Source organism: Streptomyces sp. NPDC043812 (genome assembly GCF_056436245.1).
The window spans coordinates 237,580-257,202 of sequence record NZ_JBWKCY010000003.1; the positions used below are offsets into that span (position 1 = coordinate 237,580).

At 71.4% G+C, this 19,623-nt stretch carries 15 protein-coding genes; 14 read left to right on the plus strand and 1 reads right to left on the minus strand.

All coding sequences use genetic code 11. The features are described from left to right. Nucleotides 1–121 precede the first annotated feature (121 nt). From AC067Z_RS06100 to AC067Z_RS06160, 13 genes are all read left to right on the plus strand, one after another. On the plus strand, nucleotides 122–1,327 hold the full coding sequence (locus AC067Z_RS06100) for an ROK family transcriptional regulator (RefSeq protein ID WP_478788250.1): 1,206 nt from the start codon (nucleotides 122–124) through the stop codon (nucleotides 1,325–1,327). A gap of 97 nt (nucleotides 1,328–1,424) precedes the next feature. Then, complete coding sequence (locus AC067Z_RS06105; protein ID WP_478788251.1) at nucleotides 1,425–2,762, plus strand: ABC transporter substrate-binding protein; 1,338 nt, start codon at nucleotides 1,425–1,427, stop codon at nucleotides 2,760–2,762. Continuing rightward, on the plus strand, nucleotides 2,762–3,715 hold the full coding sequence (locus tag AC067Z_RS06110) for a carbohydrate ABC transporter permease (protein WP_478788252.1): 954 nt from the start codon (nucleotides 2,762–2,764) through the stop codon (nucleotides 3,713–3,715). The genes AC067Z_RS06105 and AC067Z_RS06110 overlap by 1 nt, the downstream gene beginning before the upstream one ends. A gap of 3 nt (nucleotides 3,716–3,718) precedes the next feature. Beyond that, nucleotides 3,719–4,633, plus strand: coding sequence for a carbohydrate ABC transporter permease (locus tag AC067Z_RS06115; protein ID WP_478788253.1), 915 nt, complete (start codon nucleotides 3,719–3,721; stop codon nucleotides 4,631–4,633). Nucleotides 4,634–4,639: 6 nt separating this feature from the next. Further along, entirely contained in the window at nucleotides 4,640–5,905 is a 1,266-nt protein-coding gene (locus tag AC067Z_RS06120; protein WP_478788254.1) for a 6-phospho-beta-glucosidase, read from the plus strand. A gap of 5 nt (nucleotides 5,906–5,910) precedes the next feature. Continuing rightward, nucleotides 5,911–6,915 (plus strand): N-acetylglucosamine kinase, encoded by a 1,005-nt coding sequence (locus tag AC067Z_RS06125; protein ID WP_478788480.1) that lies wholly within the window; start codon nucleotides 5,911–5,913, stop codon nucleotides 6,913–6,915. A gap of 376 nt (nucleotides 6,916–7,291) precedes the next feature. Continuing rightward, nucleotides 7,292–8,680 (plus strand): hypothetical protein, encoded by a 1,389-nt coding sequence (locus tag AC067Z_RS06130; protein ID WP_478788255.1) that lies wholly within the window; start codon nucleotides 7,292–7,294, stop codon nucleotides 8,678–8,680. An 11-nt stretch (nucleotides 8,681–8,691) separates the two neighbouring features. Continuing rightward, nucleotides 8,692–9,732, plus strand: a complete 1,041-nt coding sequence (locus AC067Z_RS06135) for a glutamate ABC transporter substrate-binding protein (RefSeq protein WP_478788256.1) — start codon at nucleotides 8,692–8,694, stop codon at nucleotides 9,730–9,732. A gap of 105 nt (nucleotides 9,733–9,837) precedes the next feature. Next, nucleotides 9,838–11,184 (plus strand): coiled-coil domain-containing protein, encoded by a 1,347-nt coding sequence (locus AC067Z_RS06140; RefSeq protein WP_478788257.1) that lies wholly within the window; start codon nucleotides 9,838–9,840, stop codon nucleotides 11,182–11,184. After that, nucleotides 11,181–13,844 carry a serine/threonine-protein kinase gene (locus AC067Z_RS06145; RefSeq protein ID WP_478788258.1) on the plus strand — a complete coding sequence of 888 codons (2,664 nt, stop codon included), beginning with the start codon at nucleotides 11,181–11,183 and terminating at the stop codon, nucleotides 13,842–13,844. Before AC067Z_RS06140 ends, AC067Z_RS06145 begins: the two co-directional genes overlap by 4 nt. A gap of 3 nt (nucleotides 13,845–13,847) precedes the next feature. After that, entirely contained in the window at nucleotides 13,848–15,194 is a 1,347-nt protein-coding gene (locus tag AC067Z_RS06150) for a PP2C family protein-serine/threonine phosphatase (protein ID WP_478788259.1), read from the plus strand. 103 nt (nucleotides 15,195–15,297) lie between these two features. Beyond that, nucleotides 15,298–16,659: a vWA domain-containing protein gene (locus tag AC067Z_RS06155; RefSeq protein ID WP_478788260.1), complete on the plus strand. Its 1,362-nt coding sequence runs from the start codon at nucleotides 15,298–15,300 to the stop codon at nucleotides 16,657–16,659. 72 nt (nucleotides 16,660–16,731) lie between these two features. Further along, nucleotides 16,732–17,970 carry an FHA domain-containing protein gene (locus tag AC067Z_RS06160; RefSeq protein ID WP_478788261.1) on the plus strand — a complete coding sequence of 413 codons (1,239 nt, stop codon included), beginning with the start codon at nucleotides 16,732–16,734 and terminating at the stop codon, nucleotides 17,968–17,970. A 31-nt stretch (nucleotides 17,971–18,001) separates the two neighbouring features. Here the strand turns inward: AC067Z_RS06160 and AC067Z_RS06165 are convergent, their stop codons facing one another. Further along, nucleotides 18,002–18,988, minus strand: coding sequence for a methyltransferase domain-containing protein (locus AC067Z_RS06165; RefSeq protein WP_478788262.1), 987 nt, complete (start codon nucleotides 18,986–18,988; stop codon nucleotides 18,002–18,004). A gap of 197 nt (nucleotides 18,989–19,185) precedes the next feature. Here AC067Z_RS06165 and AC067Z_RS06170 point away from each other — a divergent pair, with 197 nt between their 5' ends. After that, nucleotides 19,186–19,590, plus strand: coding sequence for a globin (locus AC067Z_RS06170; protein WP_478788263.1), 405 nt, complete (start codon nucleotides 19,186–19,188; stop codon nucleotides 19,588–19,590). The last annotated feature ends 33 nt before the right edge of the window (nucleotides 19,591–19,623 follow it).

Sequence of the window (19,623 nt, forward strand, 5' to 3'; positions counted from 1 at the left end):
CGTGCGCCTTACGTTTCCTCCTATCGAATAGGAAACTTTCCTAACAGTGCAGCTCCGGGACGGCAGGACCGCCGGCCCGGCTGCCGGGGGAAATGGGCAGCCGAAAGGCAGGTGCACCGTCGTGGCCGGAACCACACCCGGTACCCCGCGCGTCCTGCGCGCCATGAATGACCGTGCCGCACTCGATCTGCTGCTGGAGCACGGCCCTCTCTCCCGCACCCGGATCGGCAAGCTCACCGGTCTGTCCAAGCCGACCGCCTCCCAGTTGCTCGCCCGCCTGGAGGCCGCCGGGCTCGTCGTCGCCACCGGCACCACCGAGGGACGGCCGGGCCCCAGCGCCCAGCTGTACGCGGTCAACGCGCGCGCCGCCTACGCAGCCGGGCTCGATGTCACCCCGCAGCGCATTCGCGCCGCTGTCGCCGACATCACCGGCGACACCGTCGGCGAGTTCGAGCTCCCCACCCCGGGGCGGCGCGCCGACAGCGTCGTACGGCAGGTCACCGACGCGCTCGACGGCGCGGTGAAGGCCGCCGGCATCACCCGCGGCGAGGTGCACCGCCTCGTCGTCGGCACCCCCGGCGCGTTCGACCCCTCCACCGGACGCCTGCGCTACGCCTCCCACCTGCCCGGCTGGCACTCCCCGACCCTGCTGGACGAACTGGCCGCGGCCCTCCCGATGCCCGTCGAGTACGAGAACGACGTCAACCTCGTCGCGGTCGCCGAGCAGCGCCTCGGCGCCGCACACGGCCACGAGAACTTCATGCTGCTGTGGAACGAGGAGGGCCTCGGCGCCGCCCTCGTCATCGGCGGCCGGCTGCACCGCGGCTTCACCGGCGGCGCGGGCGAGGTCGGCTTCCTGCCGGTGCCCGGCACCCCGCTCGTCCGCCAGGTGACCAAGGCGAACAGCGGCGGCTTCCAGGAACTGGCCGGTGCGCAGGCGCTGCCCCGGCTCGCCCGCGAGCTCGGCATCGACGGCATCGGCAGCGGCCCGCACTCCGAGGTCGCCACCGCTCTCGTCGCCCGCGCCGCCGAGGCGGACTCGGGCCCGTACCGACAGCTGCTCGACGCCTACGCGACCGGGCTCGCGACCGGTCTGGCGTCCATGGTCGCCGTGCTCGACCCGGAGCTCGTCGTGCTCTCCGGCGAGGTGATCGCCGCCGGCGGGGAGCCGCTGCGCGACCGCGTCCAGGCCGAGCTCACCGAACTCGCGGCATCCCGGCCGCGACTGGTGCTCGGCTCCGTACGACACCATCCGGTGCTGCGCGGCGCGCTGGAGAGCGCGCTGGCCACCACCCGCGACGAGGTGTTCGACACCTCGTCCCACTGACCGCACTCCTGCCCGACCTCATCACGGCACGCCCGCACACCCGTACCGCCGCTTCTCCCCTTCCCCCGACCCCGCCTCGTCACAGGGAGACATCGCCATGCCCAGAAACCGCCGGACCACGGCCGTCGCGCTCGCGGCGACGGCCGCGATATCCCTCCTCGCATCGGCCTGTACCGGGTCGGCCGAGAACGGCGCCTCGGACGATCCGAACGCCAGGACCACACTGACGTTCTGGCACGGCTGGTCCACGCCGAGCGAGGTCGAGGCGATCGAGGCCAACATCAAGGCCTTCCAGGACAAGCACCCCAACATCACCGTCAAGATCGTCAAGGGCATCACCGACGACAAGCTCAACCAGGGCCTGCGGGTGGGCGGTTCCAACTCCCCGGACGTGGTGTCGTCGTTCACCACCGACAACGTGGGCCGGTTCTGCTCCTCCAAGGCGCTCACCGACCTGAAGCCGTTCCTGGACAAGTCGAAGATCGACCCGGAGAAGACGTTCCTGCCGCAGATGGCCAAGTACACCCAGCACGACGGCACCCGCTGCGCCGTGCCGCTGCTCGGCGACGCGTACGGCCTCTACTACAACAAGGACGCCTTCGAGGAGGCCGGCATCACGGCCCCGCCCAAGACGCTGTCCGAGTTCGACGCCGCGGTGAAGAAGCTCACCAAGACCAAGGGCGACGGCTTCGAGCGAGTCGGCTTCATGCCGCTGTACCTCGGCTACGAGACGACCGTCGAGCACTACGGCGGTCAGTTCGGCATCGAGTACATCGACAAGAACGGCAAGTCGAACACCGCGAAGGACCCGGCCGTCAAGGCGATGTTCCAGTGGCAGAAGAAGCTGGTGGACGACCTGGGCGGCTACCAGAAGCTCAACAGGTTCCGCACGTCGCTCGGCGACGAGTGGGGCGCGAAGCACCCGTTCCACACCGGCCAGGTGGCCATGCAGCTGGACGGCGAGTGGCGCGGCAAGATGGCGTCCGACGCCAAGCTGCCCTTCGAGATCGGCGCCGCTCCGATGCCGGTCCCGGACGACCAGGCGGCCGACTACGGCAAGGGCTATCTGTCCGGAACGATCCTCGGTATCGCCAGCAACAGCGCCAAGAAGAACGCCGCCTGGGAACTGGTGAAGTACCTCTCCACCGACACGGACGCGGTCGTCTCCTTCGCCAACGCCATCCACAACGTGCCCTCGACCGTCGTCGCGCTGAAGTCGCCGAAGCTGAGCAGCGACCCGCTGTACCGCACGTTCGTCGACATCGCGCAGCACCCCAAGAGCTCGCACGCCCCCTCGTCCGTCAACGGCGGCGCCTTCCTGCTCACCCTTCAGGACCAGGGCGTCGCGTACGAGAAGGGCGCGGAGAAAGACCTGGACGCGCTGCTGAAGAAGAACGACGCGCAGGTCGACAAGGACAACGAGCAGGCCGGCTGATGACCACCGCCCACCTCGCGCAGGGGCTGCGGGCGAAGCGCCGCCGGTCGTGGCTGCGCACCCTCGGCTTCCTCTCCCCCTGGCTCGTCGGGTTCAGCGTCTTCTTCGCGTATCCGCTGATCGCGACCGTCTACTTCTCGTTCATGGAGTACGACGGGTTCACCGCGCCGACGTTCGTGGGCCTGAAGAACTGGGCGTACGTCTTCCAGGACAACCCGTTCTTCTGGCCGTCCCTGCGGAACATGCTCTGGCTGGTCCTGGTCATGGTGACGCTGCGCGTCGCCTTCGGACTCGGCATCGGGCTGCTGATCACCAAGATCAAGACGGGCGCGGGCGTCTTCCGCACGCTGTTCTATCTCCCGTATCTCGCACCGCCTGTCGCGGCGACGATGTCCTTCGTCTTCCTGCTCAACCCGGGCACGGGGCCGACCAACACGATCCTGGGCAAGCTCGGACTCGGCCAGCCGGACTGGTTCAACAGCCCCGCCTGGTCGAAGCCTTCGCTCACCCTGCTCGCGCTGTGGGGCATCGGGGATCTGATGGTGATCTTCATGGCGTCGCTGCTGGACGTGCCCAAGGAGCAGTACGAGGCAGCCGAACTCGACGGGGCGAACGCCCTGCAGCGCTTCCGGTTCGTGACGCTGCCCAACATCTCGCCGATCGTGCTGTTCGCCGTCATCACCGGTGTGATCGCGACGATGCAGTACTACACCGAGCCCCTGGTCGCCGCGAAGGTCGCCAGCGGTGTGATCGGCGGCTCCGGGCAGCACTTCGAGCCCGGCTATCCCGACAAGTCCACACTCACCGTGCCGCACGTCGTCTACAACCTGGGATTCCAGCGTTTCGACACCGGAGCGGCGTGTGTCGTCGCGCTGGTGCTGTTCGTGCTGGCCATGGTGTTCACGGCGTTCCTGATGCGCCGGCGCAGCGGCTTCATGTCGCCGGAGGACTGACCGATGACCCAGACCACCGTCTCCCCCGTGGAGCCCACCACCGCACCGTCCACCGCCCGCACGGCGAGCGCCACGGCCCGGCGTACGGCCCGGCGCAGGGCAGCCCTGGAGTGGGTCGCGATCCACTCGCTCGGCATCGCCGCCGCGCTCTTCTTCGTGCTGCCGTTCGTCTTCGTGTTCCTGACCGCCCTGATGAGCGACGACCAGACGCTGACGCGTGACCTGTGGCCGCACACCTGGGAGTGGGGCAACTTCGCCACCGTGTGGAACACACCCGGTTTTCTGACCTGGTGGCGCAACACCCTGCTGTACGCCGGGCTCGGCACGGTCCTCGCCGTGGCGACCAGCCTCCCGGTGGCGTACGCGCTCGCCAAGTTCCGCTTCCGCGGGCGCAACGTGATGATGATGCTGGTCATCGCGGCGATGATGCTGCCGCCCCAGGTGATCATCGTGCCGATGTATCTGTTCTGGGCGAAGCAGCTGGACCTCGCGGGCACACTGTGGCCGCTGATCATCCCGTTCGCCTTCGGCAACGCGTTCACGATCTTCCTGCTGCGTCAGTTCCTCCTGACGATCCCGCGCGAGTACACCGAGGCGGCGAGGATCGACGGCTGCGGGGAGTTCCGGGCGATGGTCCGCGTCGTGCTGCCCATGGCACGGCCCGCGATCGCCGCGGCCGCGCTGTTCCACTTCTTCTACTGCTGGAACGACTACTTCGGCCCCCAGATCTACGCCTCCGAGAACCCGGCCATGTGGACGCTGAGTTACGGCCTGGAGTCCTTCAAGGGCGCCCATCAGACGGACTGGAACCTGACCATGGCGGCCACGGTGTTGATCATGGCGCCGGTGATCGTGGTCTTCTTCTTCGCACAAAAGGCCTTCATCGAGGGCGTCACACTGACCGGAGTGAAGGGCTGACTGCTCATGAAACTCGCTGTGGTCGGGGGCGGATCCACCTACACCCCCGAACTGATCGACGGGTTCGCGCGGATGCGCCACACCCTGCCCGTCTCCGAACTGGTCCTGATCGACCCCGCCGCCGACCGGCTCGAACTCGTCGGCGGACTGGCCCGGCGCATCTTCGCCAGACAGGGCCACGACGGGAGGATCGTCACGACCTCCGACATCGACGCGGGCGTCGCCGGCGCGGACGCGGTGCTGCTGCAACTGCGCGTCGGCGGTCAGGCCGCGCGCAACCAGGACGAGACCTGGCCGCTGGAGTGCGGCTGCATCGGACAGGAGACGACCGGCGCGGGCGGCCTCGCCAAGGCTCTGCGCACCGTCCCCGTGGTGCTCGACATCGCCGAACGCGTCCGGCGCACCAACCCCGACGCCTGGATCATCGACTTCACCAACCCGGTGGGCATCGTGACCCGAGCGCTGCTGCAGGCCGGTCACAAGGCCGTGGGGCTGTGCAACGTGGCGATCGGCTTCCAGCGCAAGTTCGCGAAGTTCCTCGATGTCGCGCCGGCCGACGTGCATCTGAACCATGTGGGGCTCAACCACCTCACCTGGGAGACCGGGGTGCGCCTCGGCGGGCCCGACGGCGCCGACATGCTGCCCAAGCTGCTGGCCGAACACGGCGACGCCATCGCCGACGACCTGCGTCTGCCGCGCACCCTGCTCGACCGGCTCGGCGTCGTGCCGTCGTACTACCTGCGCTACTTCTACGCGCACGACGAGGTCGTGCGCGAGCTGCGCACCAAGCCGTCACGCGCCGCCGAGGTCGCGGCGATGGAGAAGGAACTGCTGCGGATGTACGGCGATCCGGCCCTCGACGAGAAGCCGGAACTGCTGTCGAAGCGCGGCGGCGCCTTCTACTCGGAGGCCGCGGTGGATCTCGCGGCCTCGCTGCTGAGCGGGGCGGGAAGCCCGGTGCAGGTCGTGAACACCCTCAACCGGGGCACACTCGCGTTCCTGCCGGACGACGCGGTCATCGAGGTGCAGGCCCGCATCGACGGCAGCGGTGCCACGCCGCTGGCCGTGCCGGAACTCGATCCGCTGTACGCGGGGTTGATCGCCGATGTGACGGCGTACGAGGACCTGGCGCTGGAGGCCGCGCTGCGCGGCGGACGCGACCGGGTCTTCAAGGCGCTGCTCTCGCACCCGCTGATCGGACAGTACGAGTACGCCGAGACGCTCACCGACCAGCTGATCGCGCACAACCAGGAGCACCTCGCGTGGGCGTGACCGACATGTCCGGGGAAAGCGTGCCCGGACGCTCCGGCGCGGTCCTCGCGATCGACGCGGGGAACAGCAAGACCGACGTCGCGTTCGTCGACGCCGACGGCACCGTCCTGGCCTCCGGCCGGGGGCCGGGCTTCCAGCCGCCGAGGGTCGGCGTCGAGGCCGCCGTCGACGGGCTCGCGTCGACGATCGCCGGGGCACTGGCCGGAGCGCGGGCGAACAAAACGGCTATCCACGGCGCCGAGCACATCTCGGCGTGTCTCGCCAACGCCGACCTCCCGGTGGAGGAGGCGGAGTTGACCGCGGCGCTGCACGCGCGAGGGTGGGGCCGCACGACGGAGGTGCGGAACGACACGTTCGCCATCCTGCGTGCCGGTGTCGACGAGCCGCGCGGCGTGGCCGTGGTGTGCGGCGCGGGCATCAACTGCGTGGGGATGCTGCCGGACGGCCGCACCGCACGGTTCCCCGCGATCGGGAAGATCTCCGGGGACTGGGGCGGCGGGGCCGGGCTGGCCGACGAGGCGCTGTGGCACGCCGCGCGCGCCGAGGACGGCCGCGGCGAGCCGACCGCGCTGGCGTTGGCGCTGCCCGCACACTTCGGCCTCGACTCGATGTACGCGCTGATCGAGGCGCTGCATCTGGGCCGGGTCCCCGGCGTACGCAAGCACGAGCTGACGCCGGTGCTCTTCGCCACCAGCGCGGACGGCGACCGGGTGGCCCGGGCGCTGGTGCGCCGACTGGCCCAGGAGGTGGTCGCGATGTCGACCGTGGCGCTCGGGCGGCTGGAACTCCTCGACGAGGAAGTTCCGTTGGTGCTCGGCGGCAGCGTGCTGGCGGCCCGTCACCCCGAACTGGACGCGGACATCGCCGAACTGCTGGCCGTGAAGGCGCCCAAGGCCGTGGTCCGCGTGGTGACGGCTCCGCCGGTGCTGGGCGCGGCGCTGCTGGGGCTCGACCATGTGGGGGCGCCTGCCGAGGCCCGGAAGAGGCTGCGGGGCCACTACGGCACCTGAGGCACCTTCGGCGCCGCGGACACCGTCTGTGCCACACCTCACGTACGCGGACGCCTGCGCCGCCCGTCCCCGTCAAGGGGCGGGCGGCGCGGGCGTTTTCGGACACGGGCGTGAGGCCGGGGACCCGCAGGTTCACTCGTTCGGTGGGCGCCGGATGGGAACCGATCAGGTCCGGGGAGCGTATTCACTTCGGGGACGAAGTGGGGGGACGGGCCTGGCACGACGCGCAATGCCTCGGGTTGCCATGAGTTGCCATGAGTGGAACAAGATCCAGTCAATTCTGGTGTGAAGCAGTCCCCTGCGGCCATACTGCTGGCCGGGAGTAGTCCCAGGACCCGCCGGGGGGCGGGCCGTCAGCGACCGAGGGGGAGGTCTTGTGACACACCCGCCGAATGTGGGCACCGCGCCTCAGTCGGCTCCGGCGCCCGCGCCTGTTCAGCCTCCGGCCGGTCCGGCCGGCGGCGGCGCGTGGGCCGAGGGCAGGCGGCGGCTGCGTGCCGCCGCGACGACGGAGCCGGGTCGCCTGCAGATCATCGGGGCCGTCCTCGCGACGCTGGTGGTGGTGTTCGGCGCGGTGACGGCCTTCGAGATCTCCGACCGGGCCGCTTCCGCCGACGACGTGGTGAGCCGCAGTCAGCCGCTCAGTGCCGACGCGGCATCGATCTACCGCTCGCTGGCCGATGCGGACACCGCCGCGTCCAGCGGATTCCTGGCCGGCGCCGAGGAGCCCCGAGCCGTCCACGAGCGGTACGAGAAGGACATCGCGCTCGCGTCCCGGCTGCTCGTCAAGGCGGCGACCAACACTGACAGTTCCAGCGAGTCGGGCCGCCAGATTGCCGAGCTGAACGTCCAGCTCCCCCGTTACACGGGTCTGATCGAGACCGCCCGGGCCAACAACCGTCTCGGTCGGCCGCTGGGCGGCGCGTACCTGCGGTTCGCCAACGAACTGATGACGAAGCAACTGCTGCCCGCGGCGCAGAAGCTGTACGACGCGGAGACGGCGCGGCTGGAGCAGGACGACGACGACGCCCGCTTCTGGCCGGTGCTCTCGCTCCTGGCAGGGGTGGCCGCCCTCGGCGTCCTCGTATGGGCGCAGCGGCGCAACTACCGCCGTACCAACAGGGTGCTCAACCACGGACTGCTCGCGGCGACGGCCGCGGCCACGGTGGTGCTGCTGTGGCTGGCGGTCGGGCACACGGTGGCACGCGCCCAGCTGAACGACGCAGAGGTGCACGGCCAGCAGTCCCTCAAGGTCCTCAACGACGCCCGGATCAACTCCCTGAAGGCCCGCGCCAACGAGAACCTCACCCTGGTGGCCCGCGGCGCGGTCCTCACCGACGACGGCAAGAACGACAAGTACGAGACGGAGTACACCTCGGGCATGGCGCTGCTCGGCGAGCAGCTCGGCCGGGCGGAGGATCTCGCCGACGACGGCGAGGGACGCGACCCCGTCGAGGCGGCGCTCAAGAGCGTGACCGAGTGGCAGACCCGGCACAAGGACGTGGCGAGCACCGACAAGGCGGGCGACTACGACGGCGCACTGCGCAAGGTCATCGGTGACGAGGGCTCCACGGGCGAGTCGTTCGACCAGGTCGACAAGGCGCTGGAGACGGCGCTGGCGCACGAGCAGAAGGAGTTCACCGAGGCGGCCGAGGACGGGCGCACGGCGCTCGCCGGGCTGCCGGTCGGCGCGTCGGCGCTGGCCTTGCTCGGAGCCGTGGGCGCGATCCTCGGCATCAACCGCAGGCTTTCGGAATACCGGTGAGAGGGGGAACGATGACGGACACGAGAACGGACTCGCACCACCCGCGCCGCCGGCGCCCACCGGCCGGCCTGCGCGGCTGGGGCGGCGTCGCCGGCATGGCCGCGGCCTGTGTGCTGACCGCCGCCGTCACACTGCTGCCGCTGGCCCACGGCGGTGCGGACACCCTTAGCCCGGACCCCGCCGGGCAGGGCCTGGCGGTGCCCGCCGAGGCGGACGACTGCACGGACCCCGAGGCGTCGCTGCGGCCCTCGTCCGAGGACGGCCCGAACATCGACGCCATCAAGGCACGCGGCAAGCTGATCGTCGGCGTCGACCAGAACAGCTACCGCTGGGGATACCGCAATCCGGCCGTCGGCGGGCTCGAGGGCTTCGACATCGACCTCGCCCGGGCCATCGCCGAGGACATCCTCGGCAGCAAGGACGACATCATCTTCCGCGCGATACCGACCAACCAGCGCATCGCGGCGCTGAACAGCGGCGCGGTGGACATCGTCGTGCGCACGATGACGATCAACTGCACCAGGGCCGAGCAGGTCGCGTTCTCCACGGCGTACTTCCAGGCCGGCCAGCAGGTGCTCGCGCCGAAGAGTTCGTCGATCACCGGATACGACAAGTCCCTGGCGGGCAAGCGGATCTGCTCGGCCGAGGGGTCGACCGCGTACGAGGCTCTGGAGCAGAACAGCTTCGGTGCCACGTTCGAGGACGCACACGACGGGCAGCCGGCCGACGAGGACCTGTACACCGTGCCGAACCAACTGGACTGCCTGGTCCGGCTGCAGCAGGGCCTGGTCGACGCCATCGTGACGGACAATGCCCTGGCGGCGGGCCAGGCCGCGCAGGACCCGGCGGTCGAACTCAAGGGCGACAAGCCCTTCACCACCGAGTTCTACGGCGTCGCCACCAAGCTCGGCAAGGACGATGTGGTGCGGCGGGTGAACCAGGTGCTGGTGGACTACCGCAAGGGTCCCTGGATGCAGGCGTACGACAAGTGGCTCGCCGCCGATCTGCCGGGGATAACAGGGCCGCCGCAGCCGAGGTACCGGGCCGGCTAGCGGGGCGGGCGGGGCCGGCCTGAACGCCGGACACGGCTGGACGGCGTGACAGCAGGGCAGCGAGCAGTACGAGCAGCGGTTCGGACAGGAACGGAGAGGTGATCGATGGGCGTCGCGGGACCCTTCCCCGGCTCGGCGGGGAGACCGCACGGGCCGGTGATGGACCGGGACGAGGTGGACCGTGCGCTGGCACGGCTCGGCGCGGAGCACGAGGCGGTCGAGACCTCCCTCCTCGCGCTCCAGGACCATGCGGGCCGCCGCCTCCTCGAAGGCGCCGAGCTGACCGGTGTCACCAAGGACCGCTGGGCCGGCGCCGAGCAGTCGATCACCCTGCTGTGGAACTACTTCGACGCCTACACCGCGGCGCTGTCGGACATCCGTGAGCTGCGGGCACGCCGGCGCTGGTCCAGCCGCGAGGATCTGGCCGAGCTGACCGAGCGGTTGCGCGGGCGGAGCGTGACGGTGGCCGGTGCGGCGGCGTCGCACACCGGGCCTTCGGTCACGGGACCCGCCAGGCTCTCCGAGGAGTTCTCCCTCGAAGAGCTGGTCACCAGGATGAACGAGTTGTACGCGAGCTCGCTCGACGTGGTGGTCACGGCGGACGCGGTGTGGTCGGCGCTGCCCGCCCGGATAGATCTGCTCTCCGCCGAACTGCAGCGCACGCGTTCGCTGGCGCACTCCGTCGGCGTGCGGCCCGGGGAGCATCCGTCAGGCGACGACCTGGAGTCCATCACCCATGAACTGACGGCACTGCGGGCCCAGGTGGTGTCCGATCCGCTGGCCTTCTGGCGTTCCGCACAGGGCAGTTCGGCGCCCGGCGGCGGCCGTCCGGACACCGCCAGGTACGACCGTGCGGCGCGCGCACTGGAGGACGTGCGCCGTGAGATCGAGGCCGTGCTCCAGGTCCGGCAGGACTCGGAGGAACGGCTGATGAGGCTGCGCGACGTGCTGTCGCGGGCCGACCGGACGCTGAGCGAGGCCCGTTCCGCGCGCGGTGAGGTGCTGGCGAAGATCGCCGCGTCGGAGGTCCCGGCGGTCAGCGGGCCGCCGACGGTGCTGCAGGAGCGGCTGTCCACGGCCGCCGAGTACCGCAGGCACTCCCAGTGGCACCGGCTCTCGCCGCTGCTGGAGTCGCTGGAACGCGAGGCCGAGGACGAACTGCTACGGGCCCGGGAGTCGTTGACCGCCGTCACGGCACCGCTGGCAGTGCGCGCCGAGCTGCGCGGCAGGCTCGACGCCTACAAGGCGAAGGTCGCCCGGCACGGCATGGCGGAGGATCCTCTGCTGATCGAGCGGTACGACGCGGCGCGGCGGATGCTGTGGAGCGCGCCCTGCGATCTGCGCGCCGCCGAACAGGCGGTCCTGCGCTATCAGCACGCCGCCGCCGAAGTGCTCGTACCGCGACAGGGCGGGCGGGCTCCGGCGCCCGAAGACCGCAGGGGGGATTCATGAGCGAGAAGAAGAACTGCCAGCGCCCCGACTGCGAGGGCTCCTACGAGGACATGGGCGAGGGCGAGCTGTACTGCGACACCTGCGGTCTGGCGCCCGTGGTGTCCCCGACCGGAATGGTCGCCTCTCAGCCCACCGGCATCACCGGCGGCGGGCGGGACTCCTCGTCGGCGCGCAGCGGTTCACGCTCCTCACGGGCCTCGGCGCGTTCGTCGTCCTCGCGCCGCTCGGTGTCGGGGCGGCTGTCGCGGTCCCTGACCGGAGGCAGCACGTCGACGCGGTCCGTCTCGGTCCGCAGCTCCGGCGCGTCCACCTCCGCGTCCGGGCGGAACCGCCTCGGCGCGGGCCTGGTCACGGTGCCGCAGGTGCCGCGCCCGGATCCGCACACCGCGGTGATGGAGAACCCCGAGGTACCGGAGCGCAAGCGGTTCTGCTCCCGTTCCGACTGCGGCGCGCCGGTGGGACGCGCACGCGGCGACCGCCCGGGCCGTACCGAAGGTTTCTGCACCAAGTGCGGCCACCCGTACTCCTTCGTGCCCAAGCTCAAGGCCGGCGACATCGTCCACGGCCAGTACGAGGTCGTGGGCTGTCTGGCGCACGGCGGTCTGGGCTGGGTGTATCTGGCGGTGGACCGCGCGGTGTCCGACCGGTGGGTGGTGCTCAAGGGTCTGCTGGACACCGGCGACCAGGACGCGATGGCAGCGGCGATCTCGGAGCGGCGCTTCCTCGCCGAGATCGAGCACGCGAACATCGTGCGCATCTACAACTTCGTCGAGCATCTCGACCAGCGCACCGGCTCCCTCGACGGCTACATCGTCATGGAGTACGTCGGCGGCAAGTCGCTGAAGGAGATCGCCAACGAGCGCCGGGGCGAGAACGGCAGGCGCGATCCGCTGCCGGTCGAGCAGGCCTGCGCGTACGGCATCGAGGCGCTGGAAGCGCTCGGCCATCTGCACAGCAGGAATCTGCTCTACTGCGACTTCAAGGTCGACAACGCCATCCAGCAGCAGGACCAGCTCAAGCTGATCGACATGGGTGCCGTCCGCAGGATGGACGACGACGAGTCCGCGATCTACGGGACGGTCGGCTACCAGGCCCCCGAGGTCGCCGAGGTCGGCCCATCGGTCGCCTCCGACCTGTACACGGTCGCGCGCACGCTGGCCGTGCTCACCTTCGACTTCCAGGGCTACACGAACGTGTTCGTGGACTCCCTGCCCGACCCGGAGAACATCCAGGTCTTCCGCACGTACGAATCCTTCTACCGACTGCTGGTACGGGCGACGGATCCGGACCCCGCGCGCAGGTTCGCCTCCGCGCAGGAGATGGCGGAGCAGCTGACCGGTGTCCTGCGCGAGGTCGTCGCCATGCAGACGGGCACGCCGCGTCCTTCCCTGTCGACGCTGTTCGGACCCGAAGTGCGCGTGCCGGACACCGAGTTGTTCGCGGAGCCGGCCGGGGACGTCTCGCAGCTCGGCGCACGGGCCGGCGCAAACGGCAGACGGGCGAAGAAGTCTGCTGCGAACGGCCGTGCGCCGGGGTCCGCCCCGGGACTGCCCGGCGTGCCGCCGCTGCCTCCCGTGCCGGGCTCCTTCCCCGGCCACCACGGTGCGACGGCACCGGCGGGGCACGCCGCCGTCCCCGCGCAGCGCACCCCGGACGGCCTCGCCCCCGCCTCCCCGGCTCCCGCGCTCGCCCCGCATCTCGCCGTCGTCGACACCCGGGGCACCGCGATGGCCCTGCCGGTCCCGCACGTCAACCCGAGCGACCCCAACGCCGGATTCCTGGCGGGCCTGATGGCCTCGGCCGCCACCGAACTGATCGCGGCGCTGAGCTCGGTGGCGGCGAGTTCACCCGAGACCCTGCTGCGCGAGCTGCGCGCCAGGCTGGAGATGGGCGACCTGCCGTCCGCGACGGGCACGTTGGCCACCCTGGAGAGCACACAGCCGGACGACTGGCGGGTGGTCTGGTACCGGGGCATCACCTCGCTGGTGACCGGTGACCACGAGGAGGCTGCGCTGTCGTTCGACGCGATCTACGACGCGTTCCCGGGCGAGAGCGCGCCCAAGCTGGCGCTCGGGGTGTGCGCCGAGGTCCTCGGCCAGCTGGACAACGCCGCGGACTACTACCGCCTCGTGTGGACGACCGATCCGAGCTTCGTCAGCGCCGCGTTCGGGCTGGCGCGGGTGCAGATCGCCGCCGGCGACCGCACGGGAGCCGTACGGACCCTGGAGTCCGTGCCGGAGGCGTCCATCCACTACACGGCGGCGCGGGTGGCTGCCGTACGGGCGAGACTGCGACGGCGCGCCGCGCACGAACCACTCCTGGACGACCTGTCGGCGGCCGCCGCGCAGGTGGACGCACTGGCGGCGTTCGGTATCGACGCGGTGCGCCGCGAGAAGCTGGCCGCCGAGGTGCTCGGCAAGGCGCTCGACTGGGTACTCTCCGGTAGTCCCGGAGCCCAGCCGTCCGTTCCGACCGCTGCACCCCCCACGCCGAGCACCGGCGCACCGACCGTGCTGCTCGGCAGCGAACTGGACGAGCGCGGACTGCGCTTCGGACTGGAACGCTCCTTCCGGGTCCTCGCCCGGCTCGCCCAGCGCGGCGAGGAGCGGATAGAGCTGGTGGAGCGGGCCAACCGCTACCGCCCCCGGACGTGGGTGTGATTGATGGCGCAGATGCATGAGGCGGCCGACGGGCCGGCCTGCCCCGACTGCGAGGAGCCGGTCGAATCCGGCGACCGTTTCTGCGGGGCGTGCGGGTACGACCTGTCGGCCGTGCCCGCCACCTCCCAGGACCGCCCCACCATGGCCATCGGCACACCGGTGGACTGGCCCGCGGCCACCGGCACCGACACCTCGGGCATGTCCCCGCCCACACAGCAGCCCGGCGACCTGCCGGGCACCGACTCGGACGGCGGTGAACTGACCGGCCCCGGGGTCCGGTACGACACCCCGCCCTCGGGGGACTTCGAACTCGCCGCGCCGGCGCCGGGCAGCGCGGTCGCCGTGGATCCCCGCGCGGCCGAGCCCCCGGCCGCTCCCGCCGCCCCGGGGACCGGCGGCGCCGCGACCGGCGGCAAGCTCTGCGTCGCGTGCCGGGCCGGCCATGTCGACCCGGACGGCTACTGCGAGAACTGCGGCCACGCCCAGCCCCGCGAGCGCGATCACATGGAGCAGGAGCTCGGGTCGGTCGCCGCCGTCAGCGACCGAGGCCTGCGCCACCACCGCAACGAGGACTCGTTCGCCGTCTCGTCCACCGCTCTGCCCGACGGTTCGCCCGCCGTCGTCGCCGTCGTCTGCGACGGTGTCTCGTCGGCGACCCGGCCGGACGAGGCGTCGGAGGCGGCCGCGCGCGCCGCCAACGAACAGCTGCTCGCCTCGCTTCCGCGCGGCACGCACCCCCAGCAGGCCATGCACGAGGCGATCGTCGCCGCCGCCGCCGCGGTCAACTCCCTCGCCCAGGGAGCGGGCGGGGAGGGGGCCGGGGAACACGACCAGGGCCGCCACCAGAACGCACCGGCGTGCACGATCGTGGGCGCCGTCTCTGCCGGCGGGCTGCTGGTGGTCGGCTGGGTCGGCGACAGCCGCGCCTACTGGGTGCCCGACGACCGAGGCGGCCCGCCCGCCCGGCTCACCGAGGACGACTCCTGGGCGGCGCAGATGGTCGCGGCCGGTCTCATGAGCGAGGCCGAGGCGTACGCGGACGAACGGGCGCACGCGATCACGGGCTGGCTGGGAGCCGACGCGTACGAACTGGAGCCGCACACCGCGTCGTTCAAGCCGGACCGCTCCGGCGTGGTCGTCGTCTGCACGGACGGCCTGTGGAACTACGCCGAGGGCGCGGACGAGATGGCGCGAGCCGTGCCGTCGGACGCCGCCGAACGACCGCTGCACAGCGCACAGATGCTGGTCGGCCACGCGCTCGACGGCGGGGGCCACGACAACGTAACAGTGGCGGTGCTGCCGTTCGCCGTACCGGCCGAAGGGACAGGATCGGCCTACGAAAAGGCTTGAAACCGGCCCGCTCGTCCCGTTCCGCCCGCCCCGTCCGCCTCTTCCCGTCCCGACTCTCCCTGACCCGTCACTCTGCCCGGGTGGAGCCCAAGGAGCCGATCAGATGGCCGTTTTCTCCAAGTCCCAGGTGCCGCAGTTCTCGGTCGACGTGTACCAGAACGAATACCTTCCGGAGGGCGGCCGGGAGGTCAACGCGATCGTCACGGTGACGTCCACCGGCGGTGGCACCACACGCGGTGTGCCGCTGCTCGGGGCGACGTCCGCGGCCTCGGAAGTACCGGGGCCGGCGGCGCCCTCCGCCGGTGTCGTGATCATGGTCGACTGCTCCGGCTCGATGGACTATCCGTCGACGAAGATGCGCAACGCGCGGGACGCCACGGCCGCCGCTGTCGACACCCTGCGCGACGGGGTCGCCTTCGCCGTGGTCGCGGGCACGCACAACGCGACCGAGGTCTACCCGGGCGGCGGGGGGCTCGCCGTCGCGGACCCTGCCACCCGCGCGCAGGCCAAGGACGCGCTGCGGCGCCTCAGCGCGGGCGGCGGCACCGCCATCGGCACCTGGCTGAGGCTGGCGGACCGGCTGCTCGCCTCCGCCGACCTGTCGATCCGGCACGGCATCCTGCTCACCGACGGGCGCAACGAGCACGAGACCCCGGAGGATCTGCGGGCCGCCCTCGACGCCTGCGCGGGACGCTTCACCTGCGACGCCCGCGGTGTCGGTACCGACTGGGAGGTCAAGGAGGTCACCGGCATCGCCTCGGCGCTGCTCGGCACGGCCGACATCGTCGCCGACCCCAGCGGCTTGGCCGCGGACTTCACACAGATGATGGAGAACGCGATGGGCAAGGAGGTCGCGGACGTGGCACTGCGGCTCTGGACGCCCGTCGGTGTGGAGATCGCCTTCGTCAAGCAGGTCGCGCCGACCGTGGAGGAGCTGACCGGGCGGCGCACCGAGGCCGGTCCGCGGGCCGGTGACTATCCGACCGGCTCGTGGGGCGACGAGTCCCGCGACTACCACGTGTGCGTGAAGGTTCCTGAGGCCGGGATCGGCCGGGAGATGCTGGCGGCACGCGTTTCCCTGATCGTTCCGGCCGCTGACGGAGGAGCACCCGAAGCCCTGGCCCAGGGGCTGGTGCGGGCGGTGTGGACGGACGACATGGCGGCATCGACCTCGATCAACCCGCAGGTCGCGCACTACACGGGACAGGCGGAACTGGCGCAGGTCATCCAGCAGGGGCTGGAAGCACGCAAGTCGGGCGACTTCGACGGCGCAACGGCGAAACTCGGCCGTGCGGTGCAGCTCGCGGCGCATTCCGGGAACGAGGACACTGCGAAACTGCTTTCGAAGGTGGTGGACGTCGTCGATGTGGCGACAGGTACTGTGCGACTGAAGGCAAAGGTCGCGGAGGCGGACGAGATGACTCTCGAGACGCGCTCCACGAAGACCGTTCGCGTGAAGAAGTAGGCCGCGCGGGCAGTCGCACAAGCAGAGATGAATCGGCCCGCGGGCCGGAGAAGGAGAGGGGGACGCGCCGACATGCCGACCTGCCCGAACGGACACCAGTCGGGTTCCGACGACTGGTGCGAGGTCTGTGGCCACCGCATGGCCGGCCCTGGCGCTCCCTCGGGGGCCGTGCCGCCACCGCCTCCCCCGCCGCCGTCGTACGGCTACCCCGGCCCGGGGGGCGATCCGAACGCGACCGCCCAGGCCGAGCTCTGCCCGCAGTGCCGCACGCCGCGTGAGGCCATGGCGCCTTTCTGCGAAGAGTGCCGGTACAACTTCCTCACGCACACGGCGACCTCCTACACGCCGCTGGCGCCGCCGCCCCAGCCCGGACTGAACCTCCCGCCGGGGTTCCAGTCCCAGCCGGGACAGCCCGCGCCCCCCGCGCAGCAGGGCCCGCCGCCCCCGCAGCATCGTGACCCCTTCGAGTACCAGAGTTCGCGGCCGTCGCAGATGAACCGGCCCGCCGAGCCGCTCGGGCAGGAACCGCCGCAGGCGTACCAGCAAGGCGGTCCGCCGCCGCAGGCCTACCAGCAGGGCGGTCCGCCTCCGCAGGCTTACCAGCAGGGCGGTCCGCCGCCTCCGCCGCCCGCTTTCCAGCAGCCGGGTCCTCCGCCGCCGCCCTCGTACCAGCAGTCGGCGCCGCCTGCGCCCCAGCCGCAGCACACCGGCGGTGGCGACGACTGGATGCTGTCGCCGCCCTCGCGCACGCAGTCCCCGCCGCCACCGGCGGCGCCTCAGGGACCGCAAGGTCCTCAGAGTCCGGCGCCGTTCCAGCAGCAGCCTCCGCCGCCGCAGCACGGCCAGCAGCACGGCGGGCCGCAGGGTGGACCGCACGGCGGGCCGCCGCCGCAGTTCGCCGGCCGGTCGACGTGGACTGCCGTGATCGGGCCGGACCGCGAGTACTTCCTGGCGATGATGCAGCGCAGCGGCCCGGAGGCCACCGGGCTCAACCTGCCCGCCTACTCCCCCGAGCAGCACCTGCCGCTGACCGGCAACCAGGTCTCCATCGGCCGGCGCAGGCACTCGACGGGCGAGTCGCCCGACATCGACCTGTCCGTCCCGCCGGAGGACCCGGGCGTCTCGCACCAGCACGCCGTGCTGGTGCAGCAGCCGGACGGCTCGTGGGCGGTGGTCGACCAGAACTCCACCAACGGCACGACGGTCAACGGCGCCGAGGACCCGATCCAGCCCTACGTCCCGATCCCGTTGAACGACGGCGACCGGGTGCACGTCGGGGCCTGGACGACGATCACGGTCCGCCGCGGCTGACGCCTCCCGGCTCCCTCCTGGGGCCGAGGGATCAGCCCGTGCCGCTGCCCAGTGGCCAGATGTAGGGACCCTCGGGGTCGTCCAGCCAGGCCCACTGGCGGCCGCCGCTGACCGTGATCCCGAAGCGGTTGCGTTCGGGGCGGCGTTCGCGTTCCCACAGGGACAACGCCTCGCGGGGGTCCAGGCTGCCCGCGGTCAGGGTCAGCAGGAAGCGGAACAGGTCGTTCTCGATTGCTCGCCGCGGCAGGCCACCGGCCCGGGTCGCCGGCGCGGCGGACCCGCCGCGCAGCGGTACGAAGAACGCCGACGTGCGCAGGAAGTGCCCCTCGGCACTCGGCCCGCGCACGCCGTCGCCCACTCGCAGAGCGATCAGCCCGGTCGACAGGGGAGCGACGATCCGGGCACCCGCGTTGCACTGGGGCAGCCATGCGGACGGCAGCGACGGCAGCGTGCACGTGGCGATGATGCAGTCGAAGGGCGCCCGCTCGGGACACCCGCGCGCGCCGTCGCCCGTGAGAACAGCGGGCCGGTAGCCGGCCGTCTCCAGGTGGCGGCGAGCGGACTCGGTGATCTCGGGGTCCAGATCCACGGTCGTGACCGCGTCGTCGCCGAGCCGGTGCGCCAGCAGTGCCGCGTTGTAGCCGGTGCCCGCACCGATCTCGAGCGCCGTGTCGCCGTCGGTCAGTTCGAGGGCGTCGAGCATCACGGCCATGAGGGAGGGCTGGCTGGCGGAGGAGACCAGTTCGCCGTCGCGGACACGGGTGGCGAGTGGACCGTCCGTATAGGCGCCGTGCAGCCAGCGGGCGCGCCGGTCTGCGTCGGGGTCCTCGCACCACAGCCGTTCATAGGTGCCTGCCCGGCCGACGAAGTAGTACGGCACGAACAGATGCCGCGGCACCTGCTCGAACGCGGCCCGCCAGGCCGGGTCGGTGAGCCCGCCTCCGGCCACGATCTCGCGCACCAGCGTGGCCCGCACCTCGGCTGCAGGCACGGCGAACCGGTCGGCGTGGTCACCCATGCCTCCACCTTCCTGCGGTGATGACGCCGATGCGAGCACCGGCACGATCCGTCACGGGACGAAAGCCGTCACGGACAGGGACTGTGCGCGACCGGACCGTACGGACAGGACTGTGGGACCGGGACTGTCGGACAGGGGTTGTGCGGGCAGGTCCTGGGGCCCGGGTCCTCGGCCGGGGCGTCTGAGACCATGGCAGGGTGAATGAGATTCCGCGCGGGACGCTTCAGGAGCAGACCTTCTACGAGCAGGTCGGCGGCGAGGACACCTTCCGGCGCCTCGTCCACCGCTTCTACCAGGGAGTAGCCGAGGACCCGCTGCTGAGGCCCATGTACCCCGAGGAGGACCTGGGCCCGGCCGAGGAGCGGCTCGTGCTCTTCCTGATGCAGTACTGGGGCGGGCCCCGCACCTACAGCGACAATCGCGGCCACCCGCGACTGCGGATGCGGCACGCGCCCTTCACCGTGGACCGGGCCGCGCACGACGCCTGGCTGAAACACATGCGGGTCGCCGTCGATGAGCTGGGGCTGTCCCCGGAGCACAAGGAGCAGCTCTGGAGCTACCTCAGCTACGCCGCGGCCTCCATGGTCAACACCGCCGACTGACCCCGGCCTTCGTCGCGGAATCCGGTGAGACCG

Excerpts from the sequence above, each read along its gene's own strand:
- AC067Z_RS06140 (WP_478788257.1), top strand. The coding sequence starts at position 9,838 with ATGGGCGTCGCGGGACCCTTCCCCGGCTCGGCGGGGAGACCGCACGGG.
- AC067Z_RS06110 (WP_478788252.1), top strand. The coding sequence starts at position 2,762 with ATGACCACCGCCCACCTCGCGCAGGGGCTGCGGGCGAAGCGCCGCCGG.
- AC067Z_RS06105 (WP_478788251.1), top strand. The coding sequence starts at position 1,425 with ATGCCCAGAAACCGCCGGACCACGGCCGTCGCGCTCGCGGCGACGGCC.
- AC067Z_RS06145 (WP_478788258.1), top strand. The coding sequence starts at position 11,181 with ATGAGCGAGAAGAAGAACTGCCAGCGCCCCGACTGCGAGGGCTCCTAC.
- AC067Z_RS06125 (WP_478788480.1), top strand. The coding sequence starts at position 5,911 with ATGTCCGGGGAAAGCGTGCCCGGACGCTCCGGCGCGGTCCTCGCGATC.
- AC067Z_RS06160 (WP_478788261.1), top strand. The coding sequence starts at position 16,732 with ATGCCGACCTGCCCGAACGGACACCAGTCGGGTTCCGACGACTGGTGC.
- AC067Z_RS06155 (WP_478788260.1), top strand. The coding sequence starts at position 15,298 with ATGGCCGTTTTCTCCAAGTCCCAGGTGCCGCAGTTCTCGGTCGACGTG.
- AC067Z_RS06135 (WP_478788256.1), top strand. The coding sequence starts at position 8,692 with ATGACGGACACGAGAACGGACTCGCACCACCCGCGCCGCCGGCGCCCA.
- AC067Z_RS06115 (WP_478788253.1), top strand. The coding sequence starts at position 3,719 with ATGACCCAGACCACCGTCTCCCCCGTGGAGCCCACCACCGCACCGTCC.
- AC067Z_RS06150 (WP_478788259.1), top strand. The coding sequence starts at position 13,848 with ATGGCGCAGATGCATGAGGCGGCCGACGGGCCGGCCTGCCCCGACTGC.
- AC067Z_RS06165 (WP_478788262.1), bottom strand. The coding sequence starts at position 18,988 with ATGGGTGACCACGCCGACCGGTTCGCCGTGCCTGCAGCCGAGGTGCGG.
- AC067Z_RS06120 (WP_478788254.1), top strand. The coding sequence starts at position 4,640 with ATGAAACTCGCTGTGGTCGGGGGCGGATCCACCTACACCCCCGAACTG.